The 18,665-nt window shown below is 70.0% G+C and carries 10 protein-coding genes; 8 read left to right on the top strand and 2 right to left on the bottom strand.

Annotation, left to right across the window (positions count from 1 at the left end):
* The first annotated feature begins 53 nt into the window (after positions 1-53).
* The 8 genes from ADL25_RS24020 (at position 54) to ADL25_RS24055 (ending at position 14,461) form a co-directional block, all read left to right on the top strand.
* Positions 54-2,567, top strand: a complete 2,514-nt coding sequence (locus ADL25_RS24020; RefSeq protein WP_079050548.1) for a ThuA domain-containing protein — start codon at positions 54-56, stop codon at positions 2,565-2,567.
* 14 nt (positions 2,568-2,581) lie between these two features.
* Positions 2,582-4,771, top strand: a complete 2,190-nt coding sequence (locus ADL25_RS24025; RefSeq protein WP_059129876.1) for an OmpL47-type beta-barrel domain-containing protein — start codon at positions 2,582-2,584, stop codon at positions 4,769-4,771.
* Between the two features lie 289 nt (positions 4,772-5,060).
* On the top strand, positions 5,061-6,188 hold the full coding sequence (locus tag ADL25_RS24030; RefSeq protein ID WP_059129877.1) for a hypothetical protein: 1,128 nt from the start codon (positions 5,061-5,063) through the stop codon (positions 6,186-6,188).
* Positions 6,189-6,715: 527 nt separating this feature from the next.
* Entirely contained in the window at positions 6,716-7,393 is a 678-nt protein-coding gene (locus ADL25_RS24035) for an NAD(P)-dependent oxidoreductase (RefSeq protein WP_059129878.1), read from the top strand.
* A 110-nt stretch (positions 7,394-7,503) separates the two neighbouring features.
* Positions 7,504-8,361 carry an AAA family ATPase gene (locus ADL25_RS24040; RefSeq protein ID WP_059129879.1) on the top strand — a complete coding sequence of 286 codons (858 nt, stop codon included), beginning with the start codon at positions 7,504-7,506 and terminating at the stop codon, positions 8,359-8,361.
* A complete protein-coding gene (locus ADL25_RS24045) occupies positions 8,358-9,728 on the top strand; it encodes a vWA domain-containing protein (RefSeq protein ID WP_059129880.1) in 1,371 nt (456 codons plus the stop codon). Before ADL25_RS24040 ends, ADL25_RS24045 begins: the two co-directional genes overlap by 4 nt.
* A gap of 80 nt (positions 9,729-9,808) precedes the next feature.
* On the top strand, positions 9,809-10,519 hold the full coding sequence (locus ADL25_RS24050) for a hypothetical protein (protein WP_059129881.1): 711 nt from the start codon (positions 9,809-9,811) through the stop codon (positions 10,517-10,519).
* A 228-nt stretch (positions 10,520-10,747) separates the two neighbouring features.
* Positions 10,748-14,461, top strand: coding sequence for a S8 family peptidase (locus ADL25_RS24055; RefSeq protein ID WP_059129882.1), 3,714 nt, complete (start codon positions 10,748-10,750; stop codon positions 14,459-14,461).
* 342 nt (positions 14,462-14,803) lie between these two features.
* Here the strand turns inward: ADL25_RS24055 and ADL25_RS24060 are convergent, their stop codons facing one another.
* A complete protein-coding gene (locus tag ADL25_RS24060; protein WP_059129883.1) occupies positions 14,804-16,999 on the bottom strand; it encodes an alpha-galactosidase in 2,196 nt (731 codons plus the stop codon).
* A 237-nt stretch (positions 17,000-17,236) separates the two neighbouring features.
* The gene (locus tag ADL25_RS24065) at positions 17,237-18,370 is read right to left on the bottom strand and encodes a fibronectin type III domain-containing protein (RefSeq protein WP_063805730.1); all 1,134 of its coding nucleotides are present in this window, start codon (positions 18,368-18,370) and stop codon (positions 17,237-17,239) included.
* Positions 18,371-18,665 lie beyond the last annotated feature (295 nt).

Consider the following 18,665-nt stretch of genomic DNA (forward strand, 5'->3'; position numbering starts at 1 on the left):
AGGTCTAGCTTCCTTGGCGCTGCTGCTGCGACCGAGGAGGGTTGGGTGACCACATGCGGTTGACCTCGCATCAAGAACCCACGCACTTACGCGGGTTGAGCAAGAAAGGCACAACAAGACGTCTCTGGGCGGCGGCCCTGACCGCCGGCGTCCTCTCGGCCGGCCTGCTGTCGGGTCCCACCGCCAGCGCGCGTCCGGTCCCGGAACCGTCCCTGACAACGATGTCGATCAAGTCGCCGCCAGGCGGCGCGAACGTTCGGGTGCTGATCTTCTACGGTTCCGCCGCGTCCGGGGACGAGTCCCCCGTGGTGAACGCCGGGATCGAGACCATCGAAAAGATCGGACTGACCGGCCCGGCGAACCAGCGCTTCAAGGTCGAGGCGACCGACGACGCCTCGGTCTTCACCAACGAGAAGAGGCTGGGCCGCTTCAACTCCGTCGTGTTCCTGACCGGCGGTGGCGATGTCCTCGACCCGGACCAGGAGGCGGGCCTGGAGGCCTACATGGAGGCCGGCGGCGGATTCGTCGGCATCCATGACGCGGCCCGCGCGGAGCCGTACTCGGAGTGGTTCACCGGCCTCGTGGGAGCCCGGCCGGCAGCGAACAGCCCGGCGAACGTCCAGCGTGCCACCGTCGAGGTGGGCGACCGCCTGCACCCGGCCACCAAGGACCTGCCGGTGCAGTGGAAGCGCCCCGACCAGTGGCTGAACTGGGCGAAGAACCCCTCCGGCGAGGTACACACCGTGGCACGGGTGCGCGAGTCGACGTACCAGCCGGGCGCGAACGGCAACGGCTCGGACCATCCGGTCAGCTGGTGCCGTGACTACGACGGCGGACGCTCCTTCTACACCGGCATGGGCGGCACCGTCTCCTCGTACGACGAGACGGACTTCCGCGCCCATCTGCGCGGCGCCCTGCTGTGGACGACACGGCTGGTGCAGGCCGACTGCAAGGCGACGATCACCGGCAACTACAAGGCGGAGCGCCTCACCCAGCCCAACCAGCCGGGTCGGAGCGACCAGATCGGCGAACCGCACGGCCTGGTGGCCGCACCCGACGGCCGCGTGCTGTACATCGGCCGGGGCGGTGCCGACGGCTCCCAGCCCGTGATCACCGACTGGAACAACCCGGACGTCGGCAAAGGCAAGGGCCAGATCCACGTCTACGATCCGAAGACCGGGAAAGCGACCCTCGCGGGCGAGTTGACCGTCTTCGGCAACAAGGGCGGCGGAGACGAGCTGACCAAGGTCGAGGAGGGGCTGCTCGGCATCGAGCTGGACCCGAAGTTCGAGCAGAACGGCTGGGTGTACCTGCACTACACCCCCCACTCGCAGATCAACCGCGACACGCACATGGCCGAACGGCGCGTCTCCCGCTTCACGCTGGACCTCGCCACCGACAAGCTCGACCTCGGCAGCGAGAAGGTCCTGCTCAAGTGGCCCGTGCAGATCCACAGTTGCTGTCACGCAGGCGGCGGGATGACCTGGGACTCCAAGGGCAACCTGTACATCGCCACCGGAGACAACAACTCCAGCGGATTCAGCGGCGGTTACTCGGGCAACAACCCTGAGCCCAACTACAAGGGTGTCTCCTTCGCGGACGCACGCCGCACCGCGGGCAACACCCACAACCTCAACGGCAAGATCCTGCGCATCCACCCCGAGCCCGACGGCACGTACACCCTTCCCGAGGGCAACCTCTTCACCGGCAAGGAGACCGCCGAGGGAGGCGGCAAGACCCGCGGCGAGATCTATGTGATGGGTGTACGGAACCCCGCACGCATCTTCGTCGACAAGTCGACCGACATCCTCTACGCGGGGTGGGTCGGTCCGGACGCGGGCCAGCCGTCGCCGATCTGGGGGCCCGCCAAGTACGACACCTTCGCGGTGATCACCAAGGCGAGCAACCGGGGCTGGCCGTACTGCATGGGCAACAAGCAGCCCTACCGGGACCGCAACCTGCCCGACCCCTCGCAGCCACTGGGCTGGTACGACTGCGACCACCCGAAGAACGAGTCGCCTAACAACGACGGCCTGGTCAACCTGCCGCCGGTCACCGGCAACAACGTCTGGTACTCGCCGCAGGGCGGCGGCCCGGACTACCCCCGCGACGCCAACGGCATCCCGTCCTACAAGCAGGAGGAGGCCACCTACCGGCTGCCCTGGCTCAAGGGCGGCGGTCAGGCGGCGATGAACGGGCCGGTGTACCGATACGACGCGGCGAACGCCAACGCGACGAAGTGGCCCGCCTACTGGGACGGCAAGTGGTTCATCGGCGACTTCTACGACGCCGACCAACCACGCAACGCCGTGCTCATGGACCCCGCCACCCAAGGAGACGGCGGTCTGCCGGTCCACTCCGAGTCCCTGAAGAAGATCGTGCCGATCGGCAACGACGGCATCAAGAACCTCATGGACTGGAAGTTCGGTCCCGACGGTTCGCTGTACGTCCTCGACTACGGCCGCGGATTCTTCACCAGCGACTCCAAGTCGGCGCTGTGGCGGGTCACCTACACGGGCGGTGGGCCGACGCCGGCCGCCGACCAACTGGCGAGGAGGACCGAGTGATACGGCACAGGAGAATGTGGGCGGCGCTGCTGGCCGCCCTGCTCATGATGCTCGGCCTGCAGACGACGTCCGCTGCCGGACAGGATGCGGCGCGGGCCGAGGCACCGGACGCCGCACAGGTGCTCACCTGGACCGCGGGCGACGACATCACCAAGTACGGGTCAGCGCCCACCACGGCGGTGGCGGGTCCGGCGACGATCGTCTTCGAGAACAGCGCGGCGACGGGCAACACCACCGGCATGCCACACACGTTGACGTTCGTGACCAGCGACCCCGAATACAACAGCGACGTCCAGCTCAACATCCTGGCCAACCCGAACGACGACATGGGCGGTCGCCACACGGCCGAGGTCACGCTCACCCCCGGCCGGTACTTCTACCACTGCACCATCCCCGGACACGGGCAGATGCAGGGCGAGCTGGTGGTGACCGAGGGCGGCGGCTCGGACACGACACCGCCCCAGACGTCCGCCCAGGTGGCGGGCGCGCAGAACGCCCAGGGCGACTACGTCGGAGCGGCGACCGTGACGATCGCGGCCACCGACGAGGGCGGCAGCGGCGTGGACCGGATCGAGTACGCGATCGGGGACACGGGCGCCTGGCAGCCGTACACCGCACCGGTCGTCGTCGACCGGACAGGCAGCCACAAGGTCCGCCATCGGGCTCTGGACAAGGCCGGCAACGTCTCGGCCGAGAAGAGCGTCGAGTTCACCGTCGTCGCACCGCCGTCCGACGACACCGCACCGCCGGAGACCTCGGCGACGGTGAGCGGCGAGCGGAACGCCGACGGGGCGTACATCGACATGGCCACGGTCACCGTCACAGCTTCCGACACCGGCTCCGGGGTCAACTCGATCGAGTACGCGGTGGGCGCGGGTGCATGGCAGGCGTACAGCGGGCCGGTGATGGTGCACCAGGTCGGCGCCCAGACCGTGCGTTACCGCGCCACCGACAAGGCGGGCAACGTCTCGGCCGAGAAGAGCGTGCAGTTCACGGTCGTGGCGGCGCCGCCGCAGGACACGACGGCGCCCGTGACGGGCGTGGCCGTGGAGGGCACGAAGAACTCCGACGGTGCATACGTCGGCAGTGCCAAGGTGACGGTGAGCGCGACCGACGACGGCGGCTCCGGTGTGGCGAGCGTCGAGTACTCCCTCGATGCAGGCCCCTACCTGGCGTACACCGCACCCGTGGTGGTCGACCGTGCCGGCGCCCACTCCCTCGCCTACCGGGCGACCGACAAGGCGGGCAACACCTCCACACCGGGCACCGTGAACTTCACGGTCGTGGCGGGAGGCGGCGTCCCGGCGCCCAACTGTCCCGAGTACGACGAGCGGTTGACGGTGATCGTGGGCACGGTCGACTCGGGTGTCCCCAACCGGGTCACGAACAGCCGGTGCCGGATCAACGAGCTGATCGAGGACGAGAAGGAGTGGACGTCCCACGCGCTGTTCCTCAAGCACGTGCAGAAGGTGCTGGACGGCCTCCGCGACGAAGGTGTCGTCGACAAGCGCGAGTACAACGCGATCCAGCGGGCCGCCCGTCAGTCCGGGATCGGCAAGCCCGGACAGACCGAGGGCTACCGCAAGATCTTCGACGGAAGCCCGGGTTCCCTCGCCAAGTGGGAGCAGGTGGGCGGTGGTTCGTTCGCCCTGAACACCGACGGGTCGATCACCAGCGGCACCACGAAGGCGGGCCTGGGCATGCTCTGGTTCCCGCAGCGCAAGTACGGCGACTTCTCGCTGAAGCTCCAATGGCGTGACGACGCGCCCGGAACCGGCAACGCCAACGCCGGTGTGTTCGTCCGCTTCCCGGGGGTGCACGACCACCCGGCCGAGTCGCGACCGGAATGGGTCGCCATCGAGTACGGGCACGAGGTGCAGGTGTTCGACCGGCCCGACGGCGACATGTACAAGACGGGCTCGATCTACGGTTTCGACCGGGTGGGGCTCGCCGGGGCGGGGGTCACCCAGAAGGGGACGTGGAACGACTACGAGATCCGTGTGGTCGACCAGCACTACTCGGTCTACCGCAACGGTGTTCTCATCAACGAGTTCGACAACACCGGAGGCCAGGAGTTCTACCCGCCGCGCTCGGACGACCCGGGCACGGACGGACGGCGGTTCGCCTCCGGGTACATCGGACTGCAGGTGCACAGCACCACGGATGTGATCTCCTACCGGGACATCCGGATCAAGGAGCTGTGAACCGCTCCTGACGCGGCCGACCCGCCTGTACCCGCCCGCGCACGTCGCGGGCGGGTACTGCGGTTCGCCGGGGCCGCCCGGCTCATCACAGCGCCCATGCGTCAACCGGCCCGGCCCTCGGACAGGAGCCGACACCCGCACCTACGGGCCGCACCACGCCCGGGACGACGCCGGTTTCAGGACGGCTTGTCCGACGTGCTACCGAACACATGCCCACACGTGATCAACACCCCCTACCCTTCGGATGATCAAAACATCGACGGCTCCAGGCCGAGGCGGGGGAAGAGTCATGTCATATCGGCGCGCGGTGATACCGGCACTGGTCGGGGGCCTGCTGATCACGCTGTTGCTGTGGTGGGCGGGGGCCAGTGCGCAGGCGCTCCAACTGCGCGGCACCACCAACGTGTTCGACGTTCAGTCCGCGGCCGAACTCCAGCGATGGCTCACTCCCTGGTCCTACGGATCCCCGGGCGCGCCGATGTCCGGCGAACCCACGGGCGGGGACGCGGCCTTGAGCGCGGGCACCCAGTACGCCGATCTGTACAACACCGCGATGCAGATCAGATTCGTGGCGGTCTTCGCCTTCTTCCTGGCCGGCGCGCTGCTCCTGATCCGCAGGATCCCGCCCACTCACGGCCGCACGCCGGTCACGCTGCTCGCGCTGTGGGCCTGGGGCCCGGTGGCCGGAACACTGGCCGTGACCGTCTCCGCGCCGTGGCTGATCGCGTCACGCGGACACGGCAGCTACCGGTTCCTGCCACAACTGGCGGGTGTGATCGCGTCGAGCGGTCCGATCACGGTCTTCGCGGCGCTGTTGACCGCGCTGCTCACGGTGCCCGTGGCGCGCATCACCGCCAAGGATGCCGACCCGCTGCCCATCCGACAGGTGCCGCCGCGCGCTGCCCGACTCGCTGCGAGCACCGGAACCGCGGTGATCGCGCTGTCGCTGGTGATCCTGTCGTACGGATCGGTGGCGGCCTGGATCCAGACGTCGTTCGGCGGCGGAGGGCTGCTGTCCGAACCCGGCGACCTGCTGCGCGAGTGGCTGCTGCTCGGTGGCTGGACGACGCCGGGAACCGCGCCGCTCGGCGACTGGCTGCTCCTGCGAGCCGCCGACGCGCTCCTGCTCGCCGTGGTGTGGTGGTCACTGCGGTTGCTGCCCGGCCTGCTCACGCGGGCCTCGCTGCCGGCGATGGCGGTCGGCGCGGTCTGCGCGACCGTGCTCGGACTGCTGGTGAGCCAGGTGCTGCGCATGGCGACGGGCGACACGGCCACCGTGTGGGGGCCTGTGTACCTCTTCTCGACGCTCGGCGTCGGCGTCCCGGCCGCACTCACCTTCGGCGTCGCCGCGGGGGCGACGGCCCTTCTGACGCTGAGGTGGGCCGGCGGCCGTGACACCGACGATGTCTCCCGGTGATGAACGGGCCGGCCGAACCGTCAGGGCCCGAGGTCGGCGGCCGATGCACCGACGGAATCCTCTCCGGCTCATTCCGCATCACCGTCGGAGGTTTCACGACGGCTTTGTCCCGTCCTGAGAACAACGGGGTAGAAGTGGATCCAACGGAACGCGTCCCGGCCGCACCCGGGATCCGGGTGCGGCCCCATGTCCAAACCCCTTGCGCACGATGCGTGCCCGCTCTCGTCGAGCCCGCCGGCAACGCCGACATCGCGGGTCGCATCTATGCAGCGCCCAGCCGTGCCGCGGTCAGCCGAGGGCGCTTTCCGCTGCGCCCGTACACAGGCCCGTGGACACGCTCTCGGGCTCGGTCCCGATAGGACGACCGTCCCATCGCGCTCCGTGCGAGGTGGGTCACATCCGCGGCTTGGATGTCACAGTCCCGCACCGTGTCTGCTCCCAGGAAGCAGACACGGCAGGAGGCCCCCGCGCCTGTCGGCACACCGCCGCTCTCCGAAGCGGCACCAGCCGAAAGAGGACAACGACCCATGAAGCTGACGATCTTCGCGGCCACCGGCGGCATAGGCCGCCACCTGCTCGAACAAGCCGTGGCATCCGGCCACGACGTCACCGCGGTCGTACGCGACCCTCGGCCCCTGACCGGCAGGGCGGGCCGGTTCGACGTGATCACGGCCGACCTGGCCGCGCCGGACGCGGACCTTCTCGCGTCCGCCGTCGACGGCAGGGACGCCGTGCTTTCCGGACTCGGGCCGCGACGCCCGAAGGCCGACGCGGGCATCACTTCGCACGGGACGAGGGCCATCGTGGCGGCTATGCAGGCGACCGGCGCGAGGCGTCTCGTGGTGGTCAGTGCGTCACCCATAGGGACGGTGCCCTCGCCCGACCGGCCGCATCCGCCGAAGCATGATCCGGGCGACGGCTTCTTCATGCGCCATCTGGGAAGCCCACTCGCCCGCACCATGTTCCGTGCGCACTACGCCGACCTCGCGTTGATGGAGGACATTCTTCGCCGCAGCGATCTCGAGTGGACCGTCTCACGGCCACCGCGGCTCACCGACAAACCACTCAGCGGCGCCTACCGGACGGCGATCGGGCGCAATCCTCGCGGTGGCGTGCTGGTGTCGCGCGCCGACGTCGCCCATCACATGCTGCGGGTCATCGACCAGCCGGAGGCGGTCAGGCGCACGGTCGGCATCGCCAACTGACACGTCCGCCCGGTGTCGACGTGGCCTCCGTCACAGGTGACAGGATGGGTGAGCAAGCGCTTAGATGGTTGAGCGTCAGAGTCCGTCGTCATGACCCGGAGGCCACGTTGTTGTTCACATCCGTCGACGACGTCTCCGCGCGCCTCGCCACAACCGGGTATCTGGCATCGCCCGCGGTGGCCACGACCGTCTTCCTGGCCGATCGACTGGGCAAGCCGCTGCTGGTGGAAGGCCCGGCCGGGGTCGGCAAGACCGAACTCGCCAAGGCGGTGGCCGATGTCGCGGGGGCCCGACTCGTCCGGCTGCAGTGCTACGAAGGCATCGATGAAGCACGTGCGCTGTACGAGTGGAACCACGCCAAGCAACTGCTGCGCATCAGCGCGGGACGCGACGAGACCTGGGACGCGACGCGTACGGACATCTTCGGTGAGGAGTTCCTGCTGGCACGTCCACTGCTGACCGCCATCCGCGGCACGGACCCGAAGGTCCTGCTGATCGACGAGACCGACAAGGCCGACGTCGAGGTGGAGGGGCTGCTGCTCGAAGTGCTCAGCGATTTCCAGATCACCGTCCCGGAACTCGGCACCATCACCGCCACCACCCGTCCCTTCGTCGTCCTCACCTCCAACGCGAGCCGGGAGCTGTCGGAGGCGCTGCGCCGCCGCTGCCTCTTCCTCCACATCGGCTTCCCCGACGCGGAGTTGGAGCGGCGCATCGTCCGGCTCAAGGTGCCGGGGCTCGAGGAGACGCTGGCGGAGTCCGTGGTGCGCGTGGTCGGGGCACTGCGCGAGATGGATCTGCGCAAGGTCCCCTCGGTCGCCGAGACCATCGACTGGGCGCGCACCCTGCTCGCGCTCGGGGCGGACACCCTCGACGAGGCCGTCGTACGGGACAGCCTCGGTGTACTGCTCAAGCATCAGGACGACGTCCTCAAGGCGGCCGCCAAACTCGACCTGGGCGCCGTGTGAACTCGCCGGCGGCGCAGACGGGGATCGCGGAACGGCTGACGGGTCTGGTCGGCGCCCTCCGCGCGCACGGCATCCGAATCGGCACCGGTGAGACTGTGGACGCCGCACAGGCGCTGGAGGCACTCGGGCTCGCCGACCGGGAGCGGCTGCGCGAGGGACTGGCCGCCACCCTGCTGCACGGCGAGGCCCAACGACAGGTGTTCGACCCGGTCTTCGACGTGTACTTCCCGCGTCGCGTGGGAGGCCCGGAGGGTCGCGCGGACGCGGACCGGGACGCGCTGCGGGACCGGCTCGTGGCAGCACTCGCCGCCAACGACGAGGCGATGACGGCGCAGTTGGCCGTCGACGCGGTGAACGGCTTCGGCGGTTACGGCTCCTCGCCCGGTTCGGACGGCTGGTCGTCGTATCAGACGCTCGAGCGGCTGCGTCCACAGACCCTGCTGGCACGTGTGCGGGACACCGTCAGGGCGCAGAATGCGGTGTCCGGGTTCACCGACCGGCTCCTGGAGGACGAGATCCGCAGGCGCATCGAGGTCTTCCGCAGGCAGGTCGCCACCGAGGCCCGGCGCCGGGTGGCCGAGCGACGCGGCAGGGACGAGATCGCCACACGTGCGGTCGCGCCGACCTCCGACCGGGTCGACTTCCTGCTCGCGGGACGGACTCAACTCGCCGAACTGCGCAGGGCGGTGCACCCGCTCGCACGCAAACTGGCCACCCGGCTGGCGGCCCGCCGTCGTCGCGCCGCCCGCGGGACCATCGATCTGCGGCGGACGCTGCGGGGATCGCTGTCGACGGGCGGCGTGCCGATGCATCCGGTGTTGCGTCGCCGTCGTCCCGTCCGGCCCGAACTGGTGCTGCTGTGTGATGTGTCGGGTTCGGTGGCGGGATTCTCGGACTTCACGATGCTGTTGGTGCAGGCGCTGCACGACCAGTTCAGCAAGGTGCGGGTGTTCGCCTTCGTCAACCGCGTGGACGAGGTGACCGGGCTCCTGGTGCACGGCGGGACCGACCCCCGGGGACTGGCCGCCCGCATCCGGTCGGAGACCACGGTGACGGGCTGGCACGACAGCAGTGACTACGGTTCCGCCTTCGGCGAGTTCGCCGAGCGGTACCCCGACGCGGTGGGTTCCCGCACCTCGGTGTTCGTCCTCGGCGACGCACGTACGAACATGAGCGACCCGAACCTCGCAGCGATACGGCGGATCTCGGAGAGGGCCCGCCGTGTCTACTGGCTCAATCCCGAACCACGCGCCCAGTGGGGCACGGGCGATTCCGCCGCGCCCGACTACGCCGGGCTCCTGGAGATGTACGAGTGCCGCAACGTGCGGCAGCTCAGCGCTCTCATCACTCGCCTGCTGCCGGTCTGACCACCACCGGCGTGGCTCCGGGCCCGCGTTACAACCGTCCGAGGGCGTCCCGAGTCATGTCTTCCTGAGGGGGTGACGTCATGGCCGGTGCCACCGAGTGGCTGGTCCGCCGGCGGACGTCCGGGTGGGCGGTTTCGGGGCTGTTGCTTCTTCTCGGAGGTCTCACCCTGCTGGCGCTGCCATACCCGCACAGCCTCTCGGCGGCACGGGGATACCAGGAGACGTCCGGTTCGGTCGTCATCCCCGCGGAGGTTCGGGATCTGCGGAACATGTCCAACGGCCGGGGCGGCGAGTACTGGGTGGAGGTCCGGGGGCCGGCGTCGGTGTCCGGCCGGATCGAACTCGACGACCCGGATCCCGTACTGTCCAGGCTCAGCAGGGGTGACCGCGTCGGCATCCTCCTGTGGCACGGCCGCCGGACCGGCATCACCTTCGACGGGCGGATCCAGGAAGCCGTCACGGCGCCGACCCTGGTACCGGGCCTGTGGCTGGCCGGTGGTCTGATTCTGCTGCACGGCGGGGTGTTCGCCCTCCACACCGTCGGCCGGCTGCGCCGCCTGACACACGAGCGGTTCCCGCCCGGGCGGGAGCCGGACGACAGCCTCACGCCGACCGGCAAGGTGATCGCGGTATCCGGCGCGGCCGCGTGTTTTGCAGGTCTCGTCACCTCCGCCCTGCACGAGCCCGATCCCCTGGTCTACATCACCATTTGGCCCCCCGTCGCAGTGGTCGCCCTCGTCGTGTGGGGCGTCGCGTGCCGCATTCGTGAGTGGAGATCGTTCCGGGCATGAAGGTCGGCCTCCGATAGCCCAACGACGGCCGATCGCCACGGGAAGTCGCGCGGGAATCGCGAAATACGCCCTGGTCGGCGCCGGTTGCGGCACGGCGGGTCGCACGCCCCGGGGCTTGGCGCATCTGCGCAATGGCCAGTTGCGCCAGTCCCGCGACATTGCCCACGGCTCGGGCCGAGCACATCCTCAGGTGGTTTTCCGATCTCCGCATCCCTTGAGGAGTGCTCCTTGCCTATCGTTCCCAGACTCCGACCAGGGCCGCTCGTGGTTGCCGTCGTCACCGCGCTGGCGGCGACGGCCATCCCGGCCGGCGCCGCGGCGCACCGTGATGCGGGCCGGGCGGTCTCGTCCGTCGACGCGGTGCATCGGCCCGCGGGCCGCGGTGACACCCACAGCGTCACCCTGATCACCGGTGACAAGGTCACGATCGGCACCGCGGCCGACGGCAGTGTCGTCCGGTCCTTCGAGAGCCCTGACGGCGCCACGTCCGGCTTCCACCGCGCGGTCATCGACGGCTCGACCTACGTGTACCCCGACGAGGTCCTGCCGTACGTCAGCGCCGGGAAGCTGGACAAGCAGCTCTTCAACGTGACCCGGATGATCGCCGACGGCTACGACGACGCGCACAGCTCCCGGCTGCCGCTGATCGTCAAGTACACGGACGCCGCCGCGAGATCCCGCACCCAGCCCAAGGTGGCCGGCTCGACCGTCGTCCGCCGCCTGGACAGCATCCAGGGTGCGGCCCTCGCCCAGAACCGCAAGCAGGCAACGCAGTTCTGGGCCTCGCTGACCGGTGGTTCCGCGGCTACGGCCCGGTCCGCGAAGCCGGCCTTCGCCGGCGGCGTCGCCAAGGTCTGGCTCGACGGCAAGGTGACCGCCGACCTGGCCGACTCCACGGCCCAGATCGGCGCTCAGCAGGTCTGGGCGGAGGGTAACACCGGTCAGGGTGTGAAGGTCGCCGTGCTCGACAGCGGCGCGGACACCGAACACCCGGACCTGGCCGGGCAGGTGGACGGCAGTGCCAGCTTCGTCCCGGGCGAGGACGACATCGCCGACTACAACGGTCACGGCACCCATGTCGCCTCGACCGTCGCCGGCACGGGCAGCGCCTCCGACGGGCAGGAGCGAGGTGTCGCCTTCGGAGCCCGGCTGGCCGTGGGCAAGGTACTCAACTCCGAGGGCAGCGGCCAGGAGTCGTGGATCATCGCGGGCATGGAGTGGGCGGCCCGGGACCAGCACGCCAGGATCATCAGCATGAGCCTGGGCGGCGGCGGTGACCACACCGACCCGATGAGCCAGGCCGTCGACGATCTCAGCAAGGACACGGGCGCGCTGTTCGTCGTCGCGGCGGGCAACGGCGGCCCGCACTCCATCAGCAGCCCCGGTGCCGCAAACGCGGCCCTGACCGTGGGCGCCGTCGACTCGGCCGACCAGCTCGCCGACTTCTCCAGCCAGGGTCCGCGGGACGGCGACGCCGGGCTGAAGCCGGAGATCACCGCACCCGGGGTCGACATCCTCGCGGCACGTTCGCACTACCGTCGTGGCTCCGGCTACTACACCACGATGAGCGGCACCTCGATGGCCACGCCGCACGTCGCCGGCGCCGCCGCGCTGCTCGCCTCCGAGCACCCCGACTGGACGGGCGCGCAGCTGAAGGAGGCACTGGTCAGCAGCGCCAAGGCGACCCCGTTGTACACCCCCTACGAGGCGGGCGCGGGCCGGCTCGACGCGCGGGCCGCGGTGCACACCACGCTCTTCGCCACCACGACCGCCTACTCCGGCTTCCACACCTGGCCCCCGAAGCCTGGTGAGACCGACGTCCAGAAGGTGACGTACACCAACGTCGGCGACGCTCCGGTCGATCTCGACCTGGCGATCAACGGCACCGTGCCGACAGGGTTGTTCACGCTCTCGGAGAACCGGGTCACCGTCCCCGCGCACGGCACCGCCTCGGTCACGCTGACCGCGGAGCTGGACCGTCTGGGCGGCGACCAGTCGGTCAGCGCCATGATCACCGGCACCGACAACTCCGGTGCGGCCAGGGCCCGTACGCTGATCGGCGCGGCCCGGGAGGGCCGGCGTCAGAACCTGACCGTCGTCGCGAAGGACCGCTCGGGCAATCCGCTGGCCGGCAGGGTCCTCCTCAGCGCCGAGCACCTCTTCACGGTGCTGGACCTCGACGCGTCCGGAACCGGCACGGCACGACTGCCTGTCGGGAACTACAGCGGCTGGCTCACCGCCGATGTGCAGGGTGCCGGCGGCCCGCACTCGCGGGGCATGGCCCTGCTCGCCTTCAACGACGTGCAGTTGGACCAGGACCGTACCGTCAGCCTGGACGGCCGCAAGATGCGACGGATTCTGGCACGCGTGCCGCAGCAGACCACCGCCGTGGCACCGCGCCTGGACGTCCACAGGTCGTTCACCGACAGCCTGGTCGAGTCGTCGATGCTGCCCGATCCGTCCTACGACAGCATCTGGGCGCTTCCGACCGGGAAGAAGGTCACCGCGGGCGAGTTCGAGTTCGGCGCCCGCTTCCGCCTGGAGCAGCCGGCGCTGACCCTCGGCACGAAGTCGAAGACCTTTGCCGACCCGCTGGTCAAGCGTGCCGCCAGGCCGCTGCCCGCCGGGACCCGGACGCTCACCGCGGTCTACGCGGGTACGGGCACGGCCGAGGAGCTCGCGCGGCAGCACGTGCGGGGCAAGGCCGTGGTGGTCCAGGGAGACGGCACAGCCGGGATCAAAGCACAGGCGGACGCCGCCGCGGCGGCGGGCGCGCAGGTGCTCGTGGTGGTCAACGACGGCACCGGCCGGCTCCAGCCCTGGGACGAGACTCCCTGGAGCCCGGAGAGCCCGGCTCCGCTGACGGTGGCGACCCTCGACGCCGACCAGGGCGCGGAACTGATCGGTTCGCTCCGGCACAGCGCGGTCGCGCTCAAGGTCACCTCCCACCCCACGACCGACTATGTCTACGACGTGGTGCACCACTGGACCGGTGCCGTCCCGGCGGACCCGACCTGGCAGGAGGAGTCGAAGGACCTGGGACGGGTGGACGTCTCGTTCCGCAACTACCGTCAGGGCAAGGCGATGGAGTTCCGTCCCGACGTCTGGCGGGGCTGGGCCGTCGGCAACCAGCTCACTACGCCCGCCCAGGGCGAGCGGACCGACTGGGTCACCTCCGGCGCGACCTGGCTGGACGACGCCTTCATCCAGGGCGAGACGGGACAGCACGCGATCGACGTCCTGCACTACCCGGCCCGGAAGACCGCCGAGGTCGACTGGTTCGGCCCGATCCAGCGGCCCCGCATGGGTCCGATCGGCTACCAACCGGTGCGCTACCTCGACACGATGTACATCACCGCTCCCGGCTGGGGCGACTCGGGCTCCGGCCATGTCGGCGAGGCCGGAGCGAACTTCGACGTCAAGGACTGGATGTCCCTCTACCAGGGTGACCAGCAACTCGACTGGGGCAATGCCGAGTGGCTTCAGGTCCCCGGACTCGGGGCGGAACGCCTGCCCTACCGGCTCGTGGTCGACAACGACCGGGGCGCCTGGGCCAACCCGTACTCGACGCACACGCTGACCGAGTGGGACTTCACCTCCGCGGTCACCGGCAGTGACTCGACGGTGTCCCTGCCGCTCATCCAGCTCGACTACGGGGTGGACACCGACAAGGCCGGCCGGGCCGATCGGCACGCCCGGTTGTCGGTGGCCGCGTCCCACCTGCCCGGTACAAAGGCCTCGATCGGGAAGCCCACGCTCGACGTCTCGTACGACGACGGCGCGACCTGGCAGCGGGCCGCGCTCGGCGGCCAGGGCGACGGATGGGGGACGGCACTGCGGGCACCGAGGTCCGCCCGCTTCGTCAGCCTCCGGGTCACGGCCCGGGACAGTGACGGCAACAGCGTCTCGCAAACGATCACTCGGGCCTTCGGCCTGCGCTGACGTCGCCCGATGCGCAGACCCGCCGGGCGGGGCCGCCGACAGCGGTCCCGCCCGGCGGCATGTGGCGGCCCTTCGATTGCCCCGGAGGTGAGACCGTCATCCTCGGCGCACGCACCGGCAGCCTGGCGACCCTGTCCACCGAGCCCGGCCGGGCTGCGTAAGGCCCAGGTCCAGCCTCGAGGCGACCGACACCGAGCGGGAAGCCGGGGCGTAACCGACGGCGGCGCGGTCGTCCGTAGGGAGACCCGTCAAAGCCAGGAGAGGAACGAGTGGTGGCCGGGGCGGACCCGTTGCACAGGTCACACCCCGGCCACCGCTTCGGACCGGTCCCGTCCGGGGTCGTCAGGCGACGGCCGACTCCTCGGTCCGGCGCACCTCGAGCAGCAGCGCCTGGTCCGGGTTGAGGTTCGGCATGGGCAGTCCGGCGATCGCGAGGACGGCCCCCGGCAGTGTCAGCCAACCGTCAAGCGCAGAAGCCAGCCAGGCCGGGCCCGAGGTCTGGTGGAGAGACGGCAGGCCCAGTTCGGTACGGACCCGGACCTGGTAGGTCGCCTCGGCGGCCAGCCCGGGCAGGGGTACCCGTCCGTACTGGCCCTCGGGCGATGTGGCCACCCGCGCCCAGCAGTAGACCGCGGACGCCCGGTCCTGCGACACGACCCCGTGCAGCAGGGTCGCGTCGCCGCCGAGGTCCGCACGGACGGTACGGCCGCTGTGCAGCAGCGGGCGCAGTTCACGGTAGAGAGCGGTCCAGGCGGTGAGCCGGGCGAGCTCCTCGGGGGTGCAGCGGGTGATGTCCTGCTCGATTCCGGCGTGCCCGAACAGGGCCGTGATCAACCGGAAGGTGTCGGAGGTGACCCGGTCGGTGGTGTGGCTGGTGGCGGAGCCGACATGGGCGCCCATCAGCTCGGGCGGCAGCAGCTGGGCGGTCCACCGCTGGATGCTCTGACGCTCGACCGGGTCGATGCAGTCCGAGGCCCACACCCGGTCGGTCCTGGCCAGGATGCCGAGGTCCACGCGACCACCGCCGCTGGCGCAGCTCTCGATCTCCAGGCCGGGGTGGCGCTCCTTGAGGGCGTCGATGAGCCGGTACAGCGCGAGCACCTGGGCGTGGGCGACCGGACGGTCCCCGGCGCCGTGAACGGCCTCGTGCAGTTCACGGTTGTGGTCCCACTTCAGGTAGCCGATGCCGTATTTGTCCACCACGGCGTTGAGCGCGTCCAGGAGGTAGTCCCACACCTGGGGGTTGGCAAGGTCCAGGACGTACTGGTTCCGTGAGGACGGGCCTGCTCCGCGGGATGGACCCAGCACCCAGTCGGGGTGTTCCCGGGCCAGATCGGAGTCGAGATTCACCATTTCCGGCTCGACCCAGAGGCCGAACTCCATGCCGAGCGAGCGCACATGGTCCACCAGCGGCGTGAGTCCTTCGGGCCACACGACCGGATCGACCGTCCAGTCCCCCAGACCGGCGTTGTCGGAGCGGCGTCCGCGGAACCAGCCGTCGTCCAGGACGAACCGCTCGACACCGACCTCGGCGGCCTTGTCCGCCAGTCGCAGCAGCCGGTCCAGGTCGTGGTCGAAGTACACCGCCTCCCAGCTGTTGAGGATGACCGGGCGCGGACTGCGCGGATGGTTGGGCCGGTCCCGCAGCAGGGTGTGGAAGCGTTCGGCGAGTCCGTCGAGCCCTCGGCCGGACCAGGCGAAGTGGCACACCGGGGTGGTGTAGGACTCCCCCGGGGCGAGGCGGATCTCTCCCGCCCGCAGCAGCTCGCCGCCGCCGAGCACGGCTGCATGGGCGCCGGCGCCCTCCGGAAGCTGCTCGACCAGGTACTGCTGGTCGCCGCTCCAGGCGATGTGCACGCCCCACACCTCGCCCGCTGCGAACCCGAAGCCGGGCACCCCCACCGTCACGAGATATGGCGAGTCCAGTCCCGGCTTTCCACGCCGCACCTGCCGCGCGTAGGTACCGAAGCCCAGCGGTCGGCGCTGAGGCGAACGCTCCCGGCTCCACTTGCCGGTGAAGTCGAGGATCTCCTGGGCCCTGCGGGGCAGCGGCAGCAGGGTGGCGACCTGCGCCAGGTCGTACGGCGCAGGGTCGGCGTCCTCGTGCCGGGTGATCCGGCTCTCCACGGCAACCACCCCGGAGGGCTCCAGCCGGTAGGTGACCGTGACGTCCAGCCCGGCCCCGGGTTCGGTGAGCCGCAGGGACAGTTCCCCGCCCTCGTCCTGCGCCTGGTACGAGGTCCCGGCCAGGCTCAGCCGGGGTGCGGTGGAGGCGCCGGCCAGATGGCCCTGGTGGGCGGGGGTCCCCGACCATCCGTCGGCCTCGGTGGGCCAGACCGTGAAACGGCGGGGGATGTCGATGGAGTTGTTGAGCACGGCGGGCTCACCGGTGAGGGCGAGTGCGGCCAGGGCGGACTCCGGCAGGTCGCCCAGGTCGGCCCCCCAGTGCAGGACTCTGGGCACCGGCTCGGCGAGCTCCACGACGAGTGAGGTGCCTGCCGCGCGCAGGGCGAGGATCCGCGCGGTGGTGTCAGACATGCAGAGTCCTTTCCTTTCCTTTGTGCCGGCCCGCCGGTCGGCACCTGGTCAGGGGCCGTGTGCGGCGGGCCGGACACCGGGTGACCGGCTTTCGGACGCCGGTCGCTGTCGGTTGTTCAGCTCTTCGTGAGCAGATTCCTGCTCGTGTCCCTCATATTTCAGCAGGTCGACGTCGCTGACGGTGCCGGTCGACCGCGCAGCGATGCGACAAGGGTGCGGTTTCCGGAGGGTGGGTGATCACGGGGTGACCCGGTCCGCGTCGGAGGCGTAGTCGTCGGCGTTGCCGAAGGTGATCGTGTTGGCGCCCGCCTTCAGGTGCACGGGCACGGTGATGGACTTCGGGCGGCCCCAGTTGTTGTCGTTGCTCCCGGGCAGCGGCACCTGGGAGGACGTTCCACCCGTGGTGACGACCATCGTGCGCCCCGAGGAGCCGTCGGTGTAGTCGATCTTCATCAGGTAAGTGCCGTCCACGGGCACCGAGACGTTGTGGATCGCCACCGATCCGCTGTAGCCGACGCTGCCTACCTTCTTGCCGCCCGAACATGCGGCGCAGTCAGCGAGGGAGGCGTTGCCGCCGAGAGTGTTGGTCGCGGCCTCCGCCTCGTACGCGACCGGTCCGCCGACGGCGGGGGTGGTGATCGCCACGGCCTTGCCTGGCGCGGAGGACCGGCCATTGGCGTCGTGGGCGACGACGGTGAAGGAGTGCCCGGTGCCCGGGCGGACCCCGCTCACCGTGGCGGAGGTGCCGGTGACGGTGACGGCCCTTGACCCGTTCGCGTAGACGTCGTAGCCCGTGGTGGCGCCGCCCGAGTTCACCGCGTCCCAGGCCAGCGAGACGACGTCCTTGGTGGTGCAGCAGGGCGCACGATAGATCGGCGTGTTGCCGTTGTTGTAGTAGTGCTGGTAGAGGCCCACTGCCAGATGGAGGCCGAACTTCAGGCCCTTCTTGTGCAGTTGGTCCCCGATGTACTTCATGCCGTGCGGAAACATCTTCGGGTCCGCGGTCGGCCGGGCGTAGCCGTCCGAGACGTTCGTGCCGTTGTCGACGTTCCAGCCGGCGTCCAGGTTCACGTAGTTGTAGCCGTGGGACTTGAGCTTCGACGCCAGGACTCCGGCCTGCTCCAGGACATGGGACTCGGTGAGCCAGTTCTCCCCGCCGTAGCCGGGGAAGTTGGTGGATTCCAGACTCCACGTGCTGTACCCCATGTACGGCTTGGCGGCCACCGGCGCGGTGGAGTCGGCAGGGGCGACGAGACCGGAGACCCACTCGGGAGCGGCGGCCCGGGCGGCGGCAAGCACGGTGAGGGCCACCGCGAGTGCAGTGGCGCAGATGAGCGTTCGAAGACGTGCGGGGCGAACGGGACGAGCCATGGACGTACTCCATCTCGGCGCGACTGCAAGCCGCCTTCCGCCTGGAGGAATCGAGCAGGATCGAGGCCGGTGAACCGGTGGGCGAGGTTGGTCTCGGAGCACCGTCCAGAGAGATCGACGAGGAGTGTGCGGCTACGCTCCCCACCGGGGCACCTGGGCGGCCCCGACGACGAGTGCGGCGAATGTAGGCAGGATTTCCTTCCATCGTCAACATAGTCCGGTCCGAGGAGCCCACCTACCGCCCGCCCCCGTGTCCGGAGTACCCGATAAATCCCCCAAGATTCGACCCTGAGCA

This window comes from Streptomyces sp. NRRL F-5122 (assembly GCF_001507435.1).
In the GTDB taxonomy this organism is placed as follows: Bacteria; Actinomycetota; Actinomycetes; order Streptomycetales; family Streptomycetaceae; genus Streptomyces; species Streptomyces lannensis.

Coding starts and splice junctions, on each gene's coding strand:
- ADL25_RS24020 (WP_079050548.1), top strand. CDS start 54: ATGCGGTTGACCTCGCATCAAGAACCCACGCACTTACGCGGGTTGAGC.
- ADL25_RS24025 (WP_059129876.1), top strand. CDS start 2,582: ATGTGGGCGGCGCTGCTGGCCGCCCTGCTCATGATGCTCGGCCTGCAG.
- ADL25_RS24030 (WP_059129877.1), top strand. CDS start 5,061: ATGTCATATCGGCGCGCGGTGATACCGGCACTGGTCGGGGGCCTGCTG.
- ADL25_RS24035 (WP_059129878.1), top strand. CDS start 6,716: ATGAAGCTGACGATCTTCGCGGCCACCGGCGGCATAGGCCGCCACCTG.
- ADL25_RS24050 (WP_059129881.1), top strand. CDS start 9,809: ATGGCCGGTGCCACCGAGTGGCTGGTCCGCCGGCGGACGTCCGGGTGG.
- ADL25_RS24060 (WP_059129883.1), bottom strand. CDS start 16,999: ATGTCTGACACCACCGCGCGGATCCTCGCCCTGCGCGCGGCAGGCACC.
- ADL25_RS24065 (WP_063805730.1), bottom strand. CDS start 18,370: ATGGCTCGTCCCGTTCGCCCCGCACGTCTTCGAACGCTCATCTGCGCC.